The sequence below is a fragment of the Sulfitobacter sp. JL08 genome (assembly GCF_003352045.1).
GTDB lineage: Bacteria > Pseudomonadota > Alphaproteobacteria > Rhodobacterales > Rhodobacteraceae > JL08.
On the sequence record NZ_CP025815.1, the window covers coordinates 1269994 to 1286569 of the forward strand.

13 protein-coding genes are annotated in these 16576 nt (G+C 56.5%); 6 read left to right on the forward strand and 7 right to left on the reverse strand.

The features are described from left to right. Nucleotides 1–93: 93 nt before the first annotated feature. The gene (locus tag C1J05_RS06420; protein WP_114869525.1) at nt 94–4545 is read right to left on the reverse strand and encodes a chemotaxis protein CheB; all 4452 of its coding nucleotides are present in this window, start codon (nt 4543–4545) and stop codon (nt 94–96) included. A 294-nt stretch (nt 4546–4839) separates the two neighbouring features. Here C1J05_RS06420 and C1J05_RS06425 point away from each other — a divergent pair, with 294 nt between their 5' ends. After that, complete coding sequence (locus C1J05_RS06425; RefSeq protein WP_114869526.1) at nt 4840–5271, forward strand: DUF2267 domain-containing protein; 432 nt, start codon at nt 4840–4842, stop codon at nt 5269–5271. Here the strand turns inward: C1J05_RS06425 and C1J05_RS06430 are convergent. After that, on the reverse strand, nt 5252–5941 hold the full coding sequence (locus tag C1J05_RS06430; RefSeq protein WP_114869527.1) for a helix-turn-helix domain-containing protein: 690 nt from the start codon (nt 5939–5941) through the stop codon (nt 5252–5254). The genes C1J05_RS06425 and C1J05_RS06430 overlap by 20 nt on opposite strands. Before the next feature lie 198 nt (nt 5942–6139). Between C1J05_RS06430 and C1J05_RS06435 the strand changes: the two genes are divergently transcribed. Then, nucleotides 6140–6904, forward strand: a complete 765-nt coding sequence (locus tag C1J05_RS06435) for a response regulator (RefSeq protein WP_114869528.1) — start codon at nt 6140–6142, stop codon at nt 6902–6904. On the opposite strand, the gene C1J05_RS06440 is transcribed toward C1J05_RS06435, so the two are convergent. Then, complete coding sequence (locus tag C1J05_RS06440) at nt 6862–8094, reverse strand: site-2 protease family protein (protein WP_114869529.1); 1233 nt, start codon at nt 8092–8094, stop codon at nt 6862–6864. The two genes, C1J05_RS06435 and C1J05_RS06440, sit on opposite strands and share 43 nt — an antisense overlap. A gap of 174 nt (nt 8095–8268) precedes the next feature. Here C1J05_RS06440 and C1J05_RS06445 point away from each other — a divergent pair, with 174 nt between their 5' ends. After that, entirely contained in the window at nt 8269–8847 is a 579-nt protein-coding gene (locus C1J05_RS06445; RefSeq protein WP_114869530.1) for a hypothetical protein, read from the forward strand. 38 nt (nt 8848–8885) lie between these two features. Here the strand turns inward: C1J05_RS06445 and C1J05_RS06450 are convergent, their stop codons facing one another. Both C1J05_RS06450 and C1J05_RS06455 read right to left on the reverse strand, forming a co-directional pair. Then, nucleotides 8886–9737, reverse strand: a complete 852-nt coding sequence (locus tag C1J05_RS06450) for a universal stress protein (protein ID WP_114869531.1) — start codon at nt 9735–9737, stop codon at nt 8886–8888. A gap of 47 nt (nt 9738–9784) precedes the next feature. Continuing rightward, a complete protein-coding gene (locus C1J05_RS06455) occupies nt 9785–10213 on the reverse strand; it encodes a hypothetical protein (protein ID WP_114869532.1) in 429 nt (142 codons plus the stop codon). Between the two features lie 205 nt (nt 10214–10418). Here C1J05_RS06455 and C1J05_RS06460 point away from each other — a divergent pair, with 205 nt between their 5' ends. Then, entirely contained in the window at nt 10419–11168 is a 750-nt protein-coding gene (locus C1J05_RS06460) for a Crp/Fnr family transcriptional regulator (RefSeq protein ID WP_114869533.1), read from the forward strand. Between the two features lie 6 nt (nt 11169–11174). Here C1J05_RS06460 and C1J05_RS06465 read toward each other — a convergent pair whose 3' ends face one another. Together C1J05_RS06465 and C1J05_RS06470 are read right to left on the reverse strand one after the other, a co-directional pair. Further along, nucleotides 11175–11594 carry a CBS domain-containing protein gene (locus tag C1J05_RS06465; RefSeq protein WP_114869534.1) on the reverse strand — a complete coding sequence of 140 codons (420 nt, stop codon included), beginning with the start codon at nt 11592–11594 and terminating at the stop codon, nt 11175–11177. 426 nt (nt 11595–12020) lie between these two features. Further along, nucleotides 12021–12308 carry a hypothetical protein gene (locus tag C1J05_RS06470; protein ID WP_162797944.1) on the reverse strand — a complete coding sequence of 96 codons (288 nt, stop codon included), beginning with the start codon at nt 12306–12308 and terminating at the stop codon, nt 12021–12023. A gap of 233 nt (nt 12309–12541) precedes the next feature. Between C1J05_RS06470 and C1J05_RS06475 the strand changes: the two genes are divergently transcribed. Then, nucleotides 12542–13105 carry a hypothetical protein gene (locus tag C1J05_RS06475; protein ID WP_114869536.1) on the forward strand — a complete coding sequence of 188 codons (564 nt, stop codon included), beginning with the start codon at nt 12542–12544 and terminating at the stop codon, nt 13103–13105. 448 nt (nt 13106–13553) lie between these two features. Beyond that, nucleotides 13554–16565 (forward strand): aminotransferase class III-fold pyridoxal phosphate-dependent enzyme, encoded by a 3012-nt coding sequence (locus C1J05_RS06480; protein WP_114872160.1) that lies wholly within the window; start codon nt 13554–13556, stop codon nt 16563–16565. Nucleotides 16566–16576: the final 11 nt, after the last annotated feature.

Sequence of the window (16576 nt, forward strand, 5' to 3'; positions counted from 1 at the left end):
AAGGCTTGATCCTGCCACGGGGCCGAGTATGGCACGATTTTCAGAATCCGGATTGATCTTCCTCAAACACGGCGCGTTGCACGGGATACCGGATCAGGTATCGGCCGTCCCCAAGGACTGGCGCAAGGCCGCCGCCAGAGTTCTGATGTCGTAAGGTTTGCGCAAAAGCGGATATAGAGTGCCATCTTTGTCGGCTTCAATACTGTCCGGCGCGAAACCAGAGGCAAGAATAATCGGCAGATCAGGGTAAAGTTCACGCGCGGTTCTTGCCAGTTCGTACCCATTCATTCCGCCCGGCATCGTGATGTCGGACAGCATCAGCCGGATCGCATCGGACTGTTCCAACTGTTTCAGGGCCGCAGGTCCGTTGGCCGCCTCAATAACTGAGTAGCCCAGATGCTCCAGCCGGTTGCGGGCCAGATTGCGCACCCGCAGGTCATCTTCGACCAACAGGATCGTTTCGCCGGTCGCTTCGCCCTTTTTGAAGTCGGACTTGCGTTTGGCTGTCTTGGCCGGTTCTGCGGGGTCGATCGCGGGCAGATAAAGCGTGACGATGCTGCCCTTGCCCGGTTCGCTGCTGACGGTTACATCCCCACCGCTTTGACGCGCAAGGCCAAGCATCATCGGCAGGCCCAGACCGGTGCCTTTACCTTGGTCCTTGGTGGTAAAAAACGGTTCGAATACGCGTTCCAGAACTTCGGGCGGCATACCGGTTCCCGTATCGCTGATGGACAGGGCCACATAATCGCCGTCGGCCAGGTCCGTCGCTTCGGGGATGTGATCGGCATCGACCTTCACATTCTGCGCCCGGATGTTCAACGTGCCACCATCGGGCATCGCATCGCGGGCGTTGATGGCCATGTTCAACACCGCGTTTTCGATCTGGCCCGGATCGGCCATGACAGGATCAACAGGCCCGTCCAGCCCTGTTCTGATCTCGATCTGAGCGCCCAGCGTCCGTTTGAGAAACGGCAGCAGGTTCTTGACCAGAGTGGTCAGTTCAAGCCGTTCGGGGGTAAGGGGCTGGCGTTTGGAAAATGACAGCAATTTGCCAACCAGCAGCGCCCCAAGGTTGGCAGCCCCCAATGCTTCGTTCAGTATCTCTTTGTTGCTGGGGTCGTCCGGGCGCATCTCCAGCAACTCGATATTGCCAATAATGACAGTCAGCAAGTTGTTGAAATCATGGGCAATGCCGCCCGTCAATTGTCCCACGGCCTCCATTTTCTGGGCTTGCTCAAGCCGCCGGCGGCTTTCGGTTTCTTCCGTCAGGTCGCGGATGATGCCGATGAATTGCCGCTCACCGTCAATCGTCACCTCGGCCACTTTCAAGTGGACGGGAACGGGTTTGCCGGATTTGTGTCTGGCGACCACATCGCGCCCCGTGCCGATGATCTTGGCCTCGCCGGTTTCCAGATAAGAAGAAATGTAACCGTCATGCGCCGAGTGATGGGGTTCTGGCATCAGCATGTTCACGTTGCGCCCGACCATTTCCGATCTGGTGTATCCAAGCATCCGGGCGGACGGCGGGCTGTAACTGGTCACGATGCCGCTGGTGTTGATCGTAATGATCGCCTCGGGCACCGCATTCAGAATGGCGCTTAGCCGCTCCTCTCGGTCCAGCATGGCCTGCCGCACCTCTTTTTGGTCGGTCACGTCTTCCAGCGCCAGCAGGATCAGATCGCCAGATTCCGTATCCGCGACTTTGCGGGCGTTTAGAACCATACTCCGCTTGCCCATCTTTTCGATATCAAACGTCACGCTGAACGCTTCGATCGGAAGATTTTCGGGAAGCACCAGGTTAAGATGGCGGCGCAATTCCGGTATGTCCCATTGCCCGCCGGCCAGTGAAAAAAGGCTTTTCCCGATAATTCTTTCATTTTTTGTATGGAACAATCTGTGGAACGACCGGCTTGCCGAAACCACGACCTGATCGCTGTTCAGAACCAAAAGCGGCTCGCGCACTGTGTTCACAATGTTTTCGGCGAAACGCTGGGATGCAATGGATTTGCTTTGCAGATCCTTCAGCGCCGTAACATCGGAGAACGTGATCACGACGCCATCGATTTTTTCGTCCTGTGTGCGATAATAGGGCAGGATGCGGCGAATGTACCATTTGCCGTCCTTTGCCTGCACTTCGATCTGGCGTGGAACCAGCGTTTCACGCACCCGCGCAATATCCTCAAACAGGGCCTGGTCATCTATTGAGCTGGTGATGTCGCTGATAGGGCGCCCGAGATCCTTGCTGATCAGGCTGAACAGTTCTCGCGCGGTCGGTGTGAACCTCATAATCTCGTGTTCGCGGTTCAAAAAGATCGTGGCAACGCCCGAGCTGGCCAAAAGGTTGTTCAGATCGTCGGAAAGATGCCGTTCCGCCTCGATCTTTTGCTGAAGTTGGGAATTCAGCGTAGTCAGCTCTTCGTTCAGGGATTGAAGCTCTTCCTTGGATGTTTCCAGCTCTTCGTTTGTCGACTGAAACTCTTCGTTCATCGACATGGCTTCTTCGTTGCTGGCCTTCAGATCTTCGGTGGTAAGTTCGTATTCACGGATCGTGTTGCGCAGATCGGCGCGTGTCTTTTCCAGTTCCTGTTCCAGAAGCGGGTTGTTGACGCTGTTGTGCATCAGTTGCGCTGTGTCTTGCGATGGTGCGTTTGCATCCCGGAACGCCACAAGGATCAGTTTGCTGCCGTTCACGTCCACCGGATGTGCCGTCATGTCGACGGTGATGTTTTGGCCATCCCGCATCATGGATGTTGTGCCGCTGGCCTCGGCACCGGTTTCGCGCGCGGCGCGCAAGGTGCTGCCCAGCCGCGCATGCAACCCCTCTCGCGCCATTGCCAGCAGATCGCGGCTTACTTCGCCCGATGGCACCTTAAGATATTTGTCCGTGCGCCCTTCCAGATAAAGCGCCTCGCCGTTTTCGTTCACAAGCGCGGCGGCGGGGCTGTATCGTTCGATCAGCAGCCGCTGGCTGATTTCGGCCAGACGCCTCCCGCCCGGAAGGGTCCGGGGTGGAGGCGCATATGCCCCGATGCCTCCGCGCGTGCCTGTCACGGTTCCCAAAGACAGATGGCGCGCACGCGATGGGCCGGAGCGTTTGTAAACCCGGTATTTTTTGGAAACCGGTTTGAACATGACTTCATCATCGCCAACAGTTTCCGCCATTCCCAGAAACAGCGTGCCGCCATCATTCAGCGCAAAATGAAAGGTTTCAAAAACTTGTTTTTGCGCCTCGGGTGTCAGGTAGATCAACAGGTTTCGGCAGGATACCAGATCAAGTTTCGAAAACGGCGCGTCGGACAGGATGTTCTGGTTTGCAAACACCACGGAATCGCGCAGTTCCCGCGTCGCGCGGCAGCTGTGGTCTTCCTTGACGAAAAACCGTTCCAGCCGCCGCCGTGACACGTCGTTTGCGATGGAATCGGGATACACACCGTTGCGCGCGATTGCCAACGCATTGGTATCTACATCGGATGCAAAAATCTGCACCTTGATGTCCTTTCGCGCGTTGGAAATCTGTTCCAACAGCAGCATGGCGATGGAATAGGCCTCTTCGCCCGTGGCGCAGGCCGGCACCCACACGCGGACGGCCTGCCCGGAACTGAACTGGCGGATCAGATCGGGCAGCACGGATTTTTCCAGAAAGGCATAGGCATCCGGATCGCGGAAAAACGACGTGACACTGATCAGCAGATCGCGGCACAGGTTTTGCGCCTCTTCCGGTGAATCCATCAACAGCGCGTTGTAATCCACGGCATTCTGCATGTGGCGCAACACCATGCGCTGTTCAATCCGGCGCAACAACGTACCGTCCTTGTAAAGATCGAAATTGATCGGAGAATGCGCCTTCAACGTTGTGACAATCGCGGTCAGCGCTTCGCGGGCCTTTTCCCCCAACGGCGCCTTTTGCGGTTTTTCCGGCGTGGCGATATGGCGGGCGAAATCGGCGATGATACCGGGCATCTGCGCGATGGGCATGACGCGGTCAACGGCCCCTGATGCGATGGCACTGCGTGGCATGCCGCCATGTTGCGCCTCGTCCGGATCCTGCACCAGTACGACGCCGCCATGTGCCTTGATCTGGTTCAAGGCGCTGGACCCGTCCGTTCCCGTACCAGACAGGATCACTGCCACAGAGTTCTGTTTCTGATCCCCCGCCAGCGACAACAGAAACCGGTTGATCGGCAGTCTGGTGCCGCGCGCGTCATGCGGTTCGGTCAGGTAAAGCGCGCCTTTTTCGATCTCCATGTAGCGGTTCGGGGGGATGACATAGACGTGGTTGGGGACCACCGGCATGTTGTTCTCTGCCAGAACCACCGGCATCTTGGTGTGGCGCGACAAAAGCTCGGCCATCATGCTTTTGTGTTCCGGATCGACATGATGCACCAGAACAAACGCCATTCCGCTTTCCTCGGGTACCGCTTTCATAAAATCTGTGAAAGCCTCAAGCCCGCCAGCCGATGCCCCGAGCCCGACAACCAGAAACGGCTTCGGATCTGCCTTTTCAGACGATTCCGAACCTGATGTCTGCGTTTTCTTTTTGACCATGGGCGTTTTCGTCTTTCCTCAAACCTTGTTATCAAAAAGAACGGTCAAGAAGAAACAGGAAACGCAGGCCACCCGCAGTTCGTCGCCCATTGGACCGCAAGCAACAATTCATCGCGATTGATTTTCGTCAAAAAAGCAGCGGATGGCAGATGCTATCCTGCTTTATAATATCGCTTTTGACGGTGCCGTCGTGTTCCGCACGGTTCCAATCGCTGCCCGGGTTTTGATGTGGCGCTTTGGATGTGTGCACGAGCGCCATCGACAAGCAACGGACCTGAAACAGGAGAATACATTATGTCCGCCAGAGGATTGGACGTTATCGACCGGACCGTGCAGAAAACCTATGAATGGGTCAATGAACTGCGCGGCCGGCTGGACTGGAGCAGTGATCGCGATGCCTTGCGCCTGTTGCGGGTCACCTTGCACCAGATACGCGACCGCATCCATGTTAACGAAACGGCACAGGTTTCCGCACAGCTTCCGGTGTTGCTGCGCGGGATGTATTTTGAAGGCTGGCAGCCGCATCTGGTTCCGCTGACGGATCGCCACGCGTCCGATTTCATTGATGCAATCGAACATCATGTCGGTGACGTTATGGAATATCGCGGAAAACAAGACATTTTTACGGTATTCCATCTGTTGAACAACAGAATCTCGACAGGCGAGGTTAACGACATTCGCGCCAACCTGCCTGAAGATATTCGTGCTATGTGGCCAGCGCCCTGATCGGCGTGCTTTCACCTTCCGCCAGCGCATCAAGGGCGCGGGGCTGTAACAGCTTGACGTGATGCACCCGATCAATCGCAATCACTTTCGCCTGTCGCAATTCGGTCAGGCTGCGGCTGACCGTTTCAGTGGTCAGCCCAAGATAATCGGCAATATCGGCTCGCGACATGGGCAGATCAAACCCGATACGGCCACCAGCCTGTGTTCCGATGCGGTTGCCCAGAAGGGAAAGAAAGGCCGCAACCCTGTCCCGCGCGGACACGCAGCCCAGAACCATGCAATGACCCTGCATCGCCTCGACCTGACGCAGCGCCGCATTCAGCAATGTCTGGCGCATTTGGCCGTTTCCAGTAAATAGCATTTCGGGCCTGTGGCGGATTACCTTGGTTTCGGTGACAGCGTCACAATCCGAAATGTGATGCTGCCCCGGGCTGTAGCCCAGAACGTCACCGGGAAATCCGAAACCGATAACACAGCGCCGACCGGCGAGTGTCATTCGGCTGAGCAGCATGACGCCGCTGACAATTTCGAATAAACCGGAACACTCATCACCGTCACGAAACAGGCTGGCACCCGAATGGACGCAAAAAGGCAACCGGACCTGTTGGTGTGTGCGCCCGCCTTTGCAGCGGGCTGGCAAGACCTTATTGGAAACGTGCGCAAGATGCATTGTGACCCCCTTTTCGATTCTGTGGCAGTTGATCGAGGAACCAAGTGTGGGCAGGGATTGTCGCTATAGTTGCATCGGGTTTGTATCAAAGTGTATCAGAGAGTATAAATATTCGCGAAAACGAATGTTTTTTCGTATTGGCCGTTCTATCTGGCGAATTTCTGATTACATGTATCCGCAGGGATAGGTGGGAAAGTCATGGCAGAAGCGCATATTCTGGTTGTGGATGACGATGCGAAAGTACGCACGTTGCTGAACCGTTATCTTTCAGGCGAAGGGTTTTCCGTTGTCGAGGCTGAAAATGAACCAGATGCCTTGCAGAAAATCGAAAACACGCGGTTTGATCTGATCACGTTGGATATCAATCTGGGGCAGGGCGACGGGTTTGAAGTCGTGCGCAAGGTCCGGCAGCATTCCAGTGTTCCAATCGTTATGGTCACAGGCAAGGATGACGTCATCGACAAAGTTGTAGGGCTAGAGCTGGGGGCAGATGACTACATCACGAAACCGTTTCATCTGCGCGAACTGATGGCTCGCGTCAGAACAGTGTTGCGCCGTGCCAAAACCGCGCCATCGCTGCTGTCAACGGACGACGCAGCGCCGCCCGACGACAAGGGCGGCACCTATGCAGATACACTGGCCTTCCGCTTTGACGGTCTGGTGGCGATTCCCGACAGGTTCGAACTGATCGACCGGAACGGGCAAAACAGCGATCTGACCAGCGGGGATTTCAAATTGCTGACAATCTTTCTAGATCGTCCCAAACGCATTCTGTCTCGCGAACAATTGATGGATCTGATCGGGGGGCAGGACTGGACGCCGCTAGATCGGGCGATCGACAATCAGGTGGCGCGTCTGCGCAAAAAGATCGAACGTGATCCGTCGAACCCGAAACTGATCAAGACAGTGCGCGGTGTCGGTTATTCTCTGGCATGCGACGTCAAGCGTTCTGCCGATGCCTGATCGCGCGTGCGACGTTTGGTGGTCTTAACCGGGCGATGCTTTTGTGCCGCGTTACTGCCTGGCTGGCTGGCGACCTGCATGGACAGCGCAAAATAGTTGATCATGTCGCTCATCGAAACTACGCCACGCAGTTTCCCGCCCTCCGTGACAAGAAACTTGCGTGTGTTGGTCCGGTTCATCAAATCCAGAAGGTCTTTGGCCGTCATGTCCGGTGAAACCCTGTTGCTGTCGTCTTGGACGATGAACAAATCATTAACATGGGTTGATTGCCAGTTGTCATGGTCGATCCGCAGGACGGTTTGCAGATCGACATAGCCCAACACTGCACCGTTCTCGACCACCGGAACAAAACTTACACGATGGGCCAGCATAATATTGTCGACCAGGTTGGCCAGCGTGCTGTCCGGTGTCACCTTGAAAACGTTCCGCGTCATCAGATCGCTGACTTTCTGGCCTGACATGATTTTTGTCATCATTTGTTTCTGATAGGCGCTTTTGGCGGCTGCCAGAATGAAAAGGCCGATCACGATTTGCCATATGCCGCCGATCAAGGCGCCGCTGAACACGGACAGGAACCCCAGCCCCATCAGCGCATAGGCAAGGATTTCGCCGGATCGGGACGCAATGCGTGTTGCGTCAAGCAGGTTGCCGCTGCGGTGCCAAAGCAAAGCCCGCAACAGGCGCCCGCCATCCAACGGAAAGGCTGGAAGCAGGTTGAACAGCGCAAGAACCAGATTGATCAGTGCAAGATATTCAAGCACCGCCGTGGCAGGACCGGCAAAACCAAGCTCAGATAGGGCCGTGCCCATAAGCCAGAACCCAAGGGACAGTGCAATACTCATGACCGGACCGGCCAAAGCAGTGAAGAATTCGGATCGTGGCGTTGGCGGTTCTTCCGCAAGTTCGGCAACGCCGCCGAACACGAACAGGGTTATCCCGGTGATTTTAATGCCAAAGCTTCGCGCCACCAAAGCATGTGCGAGCTCGTGCAAGACCAGAGATGCAAAAAACAACAGCATGGCGATCAAGGCCATCAGAAAGTACATGTTTTCCGATGCGCCGGGCAAGGATGTCGGAAATACACCCGTCGCAAGGCTCCATGTGATCAGAGCGGCGATCAAAAACCAGCTTGGGTCGATTTTCACCTCGAACCCGAACAGAGACAGGATTTTTCTTGATCCCGAAAACATCGTAAAATCCCCAATAGACTGATTGAATTGTAATGGCTGTGATGTGGGGCAAATTGATCAATCTCAAATTTGGTTGCCGGTTACGCCCTAGCATCAGCGCTTTGTGGTACCGCCCGCAACCGTCTGGATCATTGACAACAGATTCCCGCAAAAGTCCCATGGAAGGACACGCAATTGACAGATAAAGTTGCCAGCCTGATCAAACAGATTAGTGACCTTGAAGACGAGCTTGAGGCTGAGTTTGAACGCCGCAGGGCCGCGTTGAATTTCCGGATCGACCATCATCGCGTGGTTTTTGAACGCGAAATCCAGAAACAGCACAGGGCTCTCAAGAAAAAACTGATGTCATATGTCGCGGGTGCGCGCCCGATGGTGATACTTACCGCGCCGGTGATTTACGCAATGATCGTGCCATTGATGCTGCTGGATGTGTTCGTGACAATGTACCAGACGATCTGTTTCCCTGTTTACAAAATCGAAAAGATCCAGCGGGGCAATTTCGTCACCTTTGATCGCAAGCATCTGTCCTATCTGAACGGGTTGGAAAAACTAAATTGCATGTATTGTTCTTACGGAAACGGGGTACTGGCCTATGCGCGCGAAATTGCAGCCAGTACGGAATTGTACTGGTGCCCGATCAAGCACGCCAGACGGATGCAGGGGCTGCACCGCCACTATCCCGAATTCGCCGAATATGGCGATGCCGAAGGATACCAGCGCCGCGTGCAGGCCGCGCGGAACAAATGTTTGTAACGCCAGCTTTTGCGTCGGGCGCCGTGTCCCGAAACACGTTAATGCGCCAGAAACACAGGCTGTTCAGTCTGCTGGACAAGAGTGCGGGTGGTGCCGCCAAAAATACCTTCGCGCAGTCGCGAATGGCCGTATCCGCCCATCACGATCAAATCGGCGCCGGTTTGTCGGGATTGCTCCAGAATGCAATCGCCTATCTCGCGGCCGCCGCTGGGAAGCTGTTGCACCGTAACGTTGCAGCCATGATGCGTAAGCCACTTGGCAACGTCTGATCCCGGGTTTTCACCATCCTGAAATTCGCTCATCTCCGGATCAAAGACTGCAACGGTAACGGCATCGCTCTGACGCAGGATCGCAAGTGACTGATGGACAGCGCGGGCACATTGCAGGCTTGCGTTCCATGCGACAAGCACATGTTTGGGAGCTAGTGCCGCCCCGGCACCACTGTTCAGGATGACGCCAGTCGGCGACTGGAACAGGATGCCGTGCACAACCTGGCGGTAAAGATCGTCTTTCTTGCGTAGGTCATCCGAGGCAATCGCCAGATCACATAACATCGCCCGCCGCGCTACCGAACTGGCGGTCAAAGACGGTTCGGAACATACAATCGTGATGTCACCCGACACGTCATGGCGCTTTAACAGCGCTTCAACTGCGTCTGTCTTTGCATTCAGCGCGTCCTGTTCCGTCCGCGCCTCGTTTTGCCAGTCTTCGGGAATAACTGTGGTGCCATAGGGCGGCGCCCCATAGGAATAAATCGGAATTTGAGGCATCTCTCCCACAATCAGGACGGCCACGTGCACAGACTGCACGCGTGCCGCTTCCAGAATTCTGGACAGATCGGCATCGGGGCACTCTTTGCTGATCGCAAACAGAATTGTGCTGTTTTCCATTCATTGTTCCTTTGACCAAAGGCGAAACGCCAGGTGCTGTTCCAGTGTCAGACAGGTTCTGACTTGCTTGTTTTGGTAGCTTTCTGTGAAATCTCGGTTGTTTCCTCAATTGCTTCGACTTCGTTGGACACAACCAGCTCGGCGCAGCGCGTCATCAAATCCAGACCTTCGCGCGCGTCTTCTGCCAGTCGCTCCATCGAATGGGCCTGCCAGTCGGCCAGCGCTTTCATCGCAGCACTTGGATCATTCGCCCCGTCCGTTGCAACGACGCTGCTGGCTTTCAGCGCGGATTGGGTCGCCTGATGGCGCCGCTTGAACCATGCCTTGGAAAATTTCTGCGCTTCGTCCAGAATCCGATCCTGCGCCTGCCAGAAATGTTTGGCCTGCGGCCCGAACATCGGGTTTGCAGCCATCATCGAATTGGCGGATTTCATCGCTTCCAGCATCCCGTTCTGTTTCGTATCTGTCTTTGCCATCAATTCATCCTTTCGTGACGCGTTTCACAAGTTTCAACGCGCAGTCTAGCGGATTGGTTCACTCCGACATTAACAAGGATCAATTTAGCCACATTCAACGGCTGGCACGCAAAAACCCGCCAAGCTCGCCGCCCGGATTGATCAAACGCAATCCCGTCGCGCGTCCATCGCCTAGCATGATTGGATAGCAACTTGGGGGCGTGGGATGTTGAGAGCCGAAGAACTTGTTCATTTTGACAGATTTCTTGCCACACCGTGCGGCAGCAAGGATGTGCGAAACCTTTTGATGCAACTGCACCCGCGGCTGCACGAATGTCGCGCCGAAGCCGGTGAAATCATAGCCCATGAAGGAGACACAGGCAGTTTCTTTGTCGTGGTCGTGCAGGGCTGGATTGCGCTGACCAAAGTGATGGACGGCGGAGAAACTGCCATTTTCGATTTGATGCTGGATGGCGATGCTTCGCTGATTGCGGCAGGGCGCGGCAGCAGATTGCCCTACAGCGTCGAAGCCCTGAGCGATGTGCGGTTTTTCATGTTCAATGATAAAATGATCGACGGTCCCGAACCCGAGGCCGCGTCTTTGCGCCGCTATATGCGTACCGCAAACACTGCCCTTTTGGCGCGCACGTCGGAACTGTTGCTGCGTATCGGGCACGGCAACGCGGAAACCCGCGTCGCCTATGCGCTGATCGAACTTTTTCTGAGGCTGGAAGCCATAGGAAGAACCAACGGATTCCAATTTCATATTCCGATGACGCAAAGGCAATTGGGTCAGTTTACCGGCCTTTCGAACGTGCATGTATGCCGTACGTTGCGGCGGTTCTGCCGCAAAAATCTGGTTAAAACCGAAGGGCGGACAGACATCGAGATCACGGATATCCACAGTATCTGCGCGCTGGCGGGCGTTGATCTGGACGATCTTCGCGACGAGATTCTGCCGCGCGTGGCCGTATGATATGACCTATCTGAACTCTACGATTTCTCCCAAGGTCTCACCGGCGGTTTTTTCGCACACGTCGCGGGCAATATCGCCCAGCGACAAGATGCCAACGATCTGACCATCGTCATCGCACACAATCAGGCGCCGGATCTGGTAATCCCCCATGATGCCGGCGCCGTGGGAAATGCTGTCATCCGCGCGACAAGTGATAACCGGCTCTGACATAATCTGGCCGACCGACATGTCAGCGCCCAGCCCGGTCCGGCACATTAGGCGCAGTACAATATCGCGGTCAGTGACAACGCCAACGGGCCGGCGGTTTTCGCAGACCGGTACAAACCCTATGTTTCTGGCCTGCATAAGCGCTGCAACCGCCTGCGCCGTTGTGTCGGGCGTAATGATGGTAACATCGGATTGCATGATTTGGTGAACATCGCGCACTGAACACTCCTCTTGTTGATGCGGATGGCTGCGAAATTAGCGGGATTGGTGATGTTGGAAATTAACCGCGGTCAATGACGCCGGGTCTGGTGCCGTATTCACTACAAGGGTGGCCCGGTGATTTGCCTTGATCCGTCACTGTCCCCCGCGATCTTGCATCTTATTGGGCCGCGCTTTCAAACGGACCGGGTAGAAAACTGGTCCAGATAGCCGTGGGCGAGATGTGGCAGACCGCTTCGCGGCAAGCCGCGCCGGGCGCATGGCCGGTGTTGGCCGTCTTTCGGATGCCACGGAGATCCTGAACCTTCAGGCGGGCAGTGTCGTTGTGAGCTCATCCCGGTAAAGTCAGGGTTTCTAAAACAGTTTGGTCTGCATAGTGCGGGCGCTTGTTCGCAGATTGGACCGTATCTTGTTTCTTGGATCGGGCTAGTACAAGCCCGTTATGTCGCCATTGCATCGCTGGATATCGACAAGGTACCGGTCATCAATCATCCCGAGTGCCGTGTCATCCTGCAGCATGGTATTCGAATGTGCTTGGGAAAGGCCGTAGGACATGCGCAAAGCGGCCACTGTCTGGGTGGACATCTGGTGATAGCGACCGATATCCAGATCGTTCAGGCCAAGGTCGATCAGGCTGCTGAGTGTCTTTCGTGCATCCGGTCCCAACCTTGTCCGAGCGGTGGCGATGTCAGACGCGATATTGTTAAACTTCATGTCTATCCTCCCCTCCTGTTGCGGCATTGGCTACCTGGCGCGCGTTAGGCATTTCTTGCCATATTCATCGGGCGACACGTTGACCGGTGCCAATCGAACCGAACGCGCGCGTTTCATCGACATATTCCAGCCAATTGCCTTAACGCGGGTTAATGCTGGCCGGTTCCAGCCCCGATATCCAAAGAAAAGGGTCAGCAAGATGGCCCGGTTTCGGGCGGACAGGAGGAAGATGATTGGCAGACACTCACACCACTGTCATCAAAATTCCGGAAGCGGTTGGCGTCTTTGACAGTTTTGAAGCGCTTCAGGGGGCTGTCTATGATCTGCGCATGGCGGGGTTCAGCCGCTATGATCTTAGCATGTTGGGACGCCAGGACGATCTGGAAGAAAAACTTGGCCGGCGCTACTGGCGTACCACTGAACTTGAAGATGATCCGAATGCGCCGCGCTCTGCTTTCGTTTCGGAAGAGGCGATCGGCGAACTGGAAGGCGCGATTGCGGGCGGTGTTTTCTTTATTCCGTCCTATGTCGCGTTGGCAGCCATGGCCGCAGCAGGCGCAACTACAATGGCCACGATGGCCGTCTTTGGCATCGTTGGCGTGCCGGCACTGGTGATTGGCGCATTACTTGCGCGCAGGGTGGGAAAAAAGCACAGGGATCATTACGCCAGTCAGGTCGAACATGGCGGCATATTGCTTTGGGTACGTGTCAAGGATGCCGAAAAGGAACGCCTCGCGCGTGATATCCTCAAGGGGCATTCGGGGCGCGATGTGTATGTGCATGATTGGTCAACTTAAGACAGGTCTGCACGCAAACACAAAAAAGAAAAAACAGATGACGATACGTTCTTTAACTTTGCGTCTTCTGGCTTTACTTGCGAATACCGGAGGCACCTGGCCAGATCAGTATCCGATTACCGGAAAGGAATGTGGCGCCGATGATCCTGTCGCCACGCTCGACTCAAGAGACTGCCTGCCGCCAGCGGTGTAAACCCTTTGCGTTGCGCGTAATCACAAGGGATCGTGCGCGCAGTGATCTTGCGAAAACAGGGAGGCGCACCCATTCCCGCGGCTTCGCCTGAACCTTCTGATACCCTTACAGACCGGCACGATCCTATTGGGCATTTGCAGCGGTTTGCCTGCCACGACACATACGGCTTTTCCGACAAAGGGTATTGCAGGCAGCAGATGGCTGGCGCATTCAGAGCCCGGCAAAGCCAGGGGCAGTCAGCAACCGGAGGGGATCATGGCAGAGATTTGGGCAAAGGCGCTGGAAGATCTTTGGGGTATCAAAGCGCACCTGTCGCGTCTGGACGGGGAATATGATCTTAACTACCGCGCCGTGACGGCAGAGGGATCAGCCTTTATCGTCAAGGTAATGCGGGCGGATTGCGACCCTGCGATGGTCGATTTACAGGTGGCAGCGCTGGGTCACGTGGCGCAGCATACACCCGAAATTCCGATGCCGCGCGTGGTGACGGCGCTGGACGGGGCAGACACACTTGTCGTGCGCGACACGGACGGCAAGGACCGTCTGGTGTGGGTACAGACGGCTTTGCCCGGAGGCTGCTACGCGGCGTTCAAGCCACATTCCGATACTTTGATTCACGCGCTGGGGCGTCAGACAGGGCGGCTTGCCGCGACGCTGGAAAGTTTTGAACACGATGCCCTTGCACGTGATTTCAAATGGAACCTGACCCGGTCAGACTGGATCGCGGATCAGCTGGACGTGATCGCCAACCCTGATCGCCGCGCCATGCTTGAGCAGATTTGCGGCGCGTTTGCCGCGATTAAGTCCGCTTTGGGCCAGCTTGCCGTGCAGGCGGTTCACAATGATCTTAACGATTACAACATCCTTGTGGACCTGGACGGATCTGTGCCGGTGGTATCGGGATTGATAGATCTGGGTGATATGTGTGCTGCCCCGCGCATCTGTGATCTGGCCATCGCTGCGGCATACGTAGTGTTGGACCATCCCGCGCCGGAACGCGCCGTGACGGCCCTGATTGCAGGCTATCACGCTGAAAACCCGCTGACCGGAGTGGAAATTGATATGGTGTGGCCGTTGCTGCGCATGCGGTTGGCCAAAAGTGTGGTGAATTCGACATTGATGGCGCGGGAAACACCCGATGATCCCTATGTCACGATCTCGCAAGCTCCGGCGTGGCGGTTTCTTGAACAGCCGGAAATAGAGCCCGAATTGCTGCGCTGCCGGTTGCGCAGCGCCTGCGGATTGCCGGTTGATGATGCGGCGGCGCGTACGGCCGCATGGCTGGCCAAGGCGCGCGGCAGCTTTGCCGATGTGATCGGTGTGTCGCTTTACGATGCGCCGATGGGCGCGCTGTCGGTCGAGGCATCGGCAACCCCGCGCAATCCCTTTGATCTGGCCCACGCCGAAGCAGCCGCCATCGGCAGCGAGACATTCGGCCCCGATGATATCTGGCTGGGCTATTACGCAGAGCCGCGCCTGATCTATACGGCCCCTGTATTTCGCCAGGGAAAATGGAAGGCATCGGACCGCCGGACAGTGCATCTTGGCGTTGACGTATTTGCGGCTGCGGGAACAGACGTACATGCCCCGATGGCAGGCACGGTGGCCTTTACCGAAAACCGCACCGGTGAACTGGATTATGGTGGCATGGTGATCCTGCAACATACCACCCCCGATGGGGATGTGTTCCATACGCTTTATGGCCATCTTGATCCCGACAGTTGCGCTGGTCTGCGCGTGGGCCAAACGATCGACAAAGGCGCGGTTTTCGCGCGGCTGGGCGCGGCAGATTGCAACGGTGGCTGGGTGCCGCATCTGCATTTTCAGCTGGCGTTATCGCTGGCGGGCATGGGAACGGACTGGCCCGGTGTGGCCAATCCGGATGAAATGGCGCTTTGGGGCGCGATCTGTCCGAACCCAGCGGCACTGCTGAACCTTGAGGATGCGCATGTTGCCCATACTCCGACCGACAAGGCCCATGTCCGCGAAATGCGGGCCCGGCATTTCGGCGGCAACCTGAAGCTAAGCTACAGCGATCCCGTGATGATGCTGCGGGGCTGGAAACACCATCTTTTTGATGAATGGGGCCGGCCCTATCTGGATGCCTACAACAACGTCCCGCATGTCGGACACGCACACCCGCGTATTCAGGCGGTGGTCGCGGACCAGCTGCTGCGGATGAATTCCAACACCCGCTATTTGCATCCCGCGCAGGCGGCTTTTGCGGATAAACTGTTGTCGAAACTGCCGCCGGAATTGTCGGTTTGCTGGTTTGTCAATTCGGGAAGCGAAGCCAACGAGCTGGCCTTGCGTCTGGCGCGTGCGGCAACCGGGGGGCGGGCGATGATCACGCCGGATCACGGCTATCACGGCAATACCACCGGTGCGATTGACCTATCCGCCTACAAATTCAACGCGCCGGGCGGCATTGGCCAGCCTGATTGGGTCGAACTGGTTGATATCCCCGATGACTATCGCGGGGCGTTCCGGCGCGATGATCCCAAGCGCGGTTTGCGATTTGCCGCACAGGTAGATGCCGCACTGGATCGGATGGGCGGCAAGGGGCACAAACTGGCAGGGTTCATTGCCGAAACATTTCCGTCCGTTGGCGGCCAGATTATTCCGCCCCCCGGCTACCTGCAGGGCGTTTATGAACGGATCCGCGCTGCAGGGGGGGTCTGCATCGCAGACGAGGTGCAGACCGGACTGGGGCGGCTGGGTTCACATTATTTTGCGTTTCAGGCGCAGGACGTTTTGCCTGATATGGTGGTGCTGGGCAAACCGATCGGAAACGGCCATCCTATCGGTGTGGTCGTCAGCACGCCCGAAATTGCCGCCGCTTTTGCCCGGGGCCCCGAGTTCTTTTCGACATTCGGCGGCTCTACCCTGTCCTGCCGGGTCGGCAAGACCGTGCTGGATATCGTCGATAAAGAAGGGCTGATGCAGAACGCAGAGACGATGGGGCGCCGTTTGATGGACGGGCTGCGCGATCTGGCCGGACAGTTTCCGTTGATCGGGGATGTCCGTGGAATGGGCCTGTTCGTCGGAGTGGAACTGGTGCGGGACCGCACCAGCCGCGCACCCGCGACACAGGCAACGTCTTACATCCTGAACCGGATGCGTGAAGAACGCATTCTGATGGGACGCGAAGGCCCCGACGACAACATCCTTAAAATCCGCCCGCCCCTGACGATCGATGCAGAGGGTATCGACATGGTGCTTGACCGGTTGGGCGCGGTTCTGGCGGAAACCGGCAGCGCGCCGTAGGGGCGGTATCC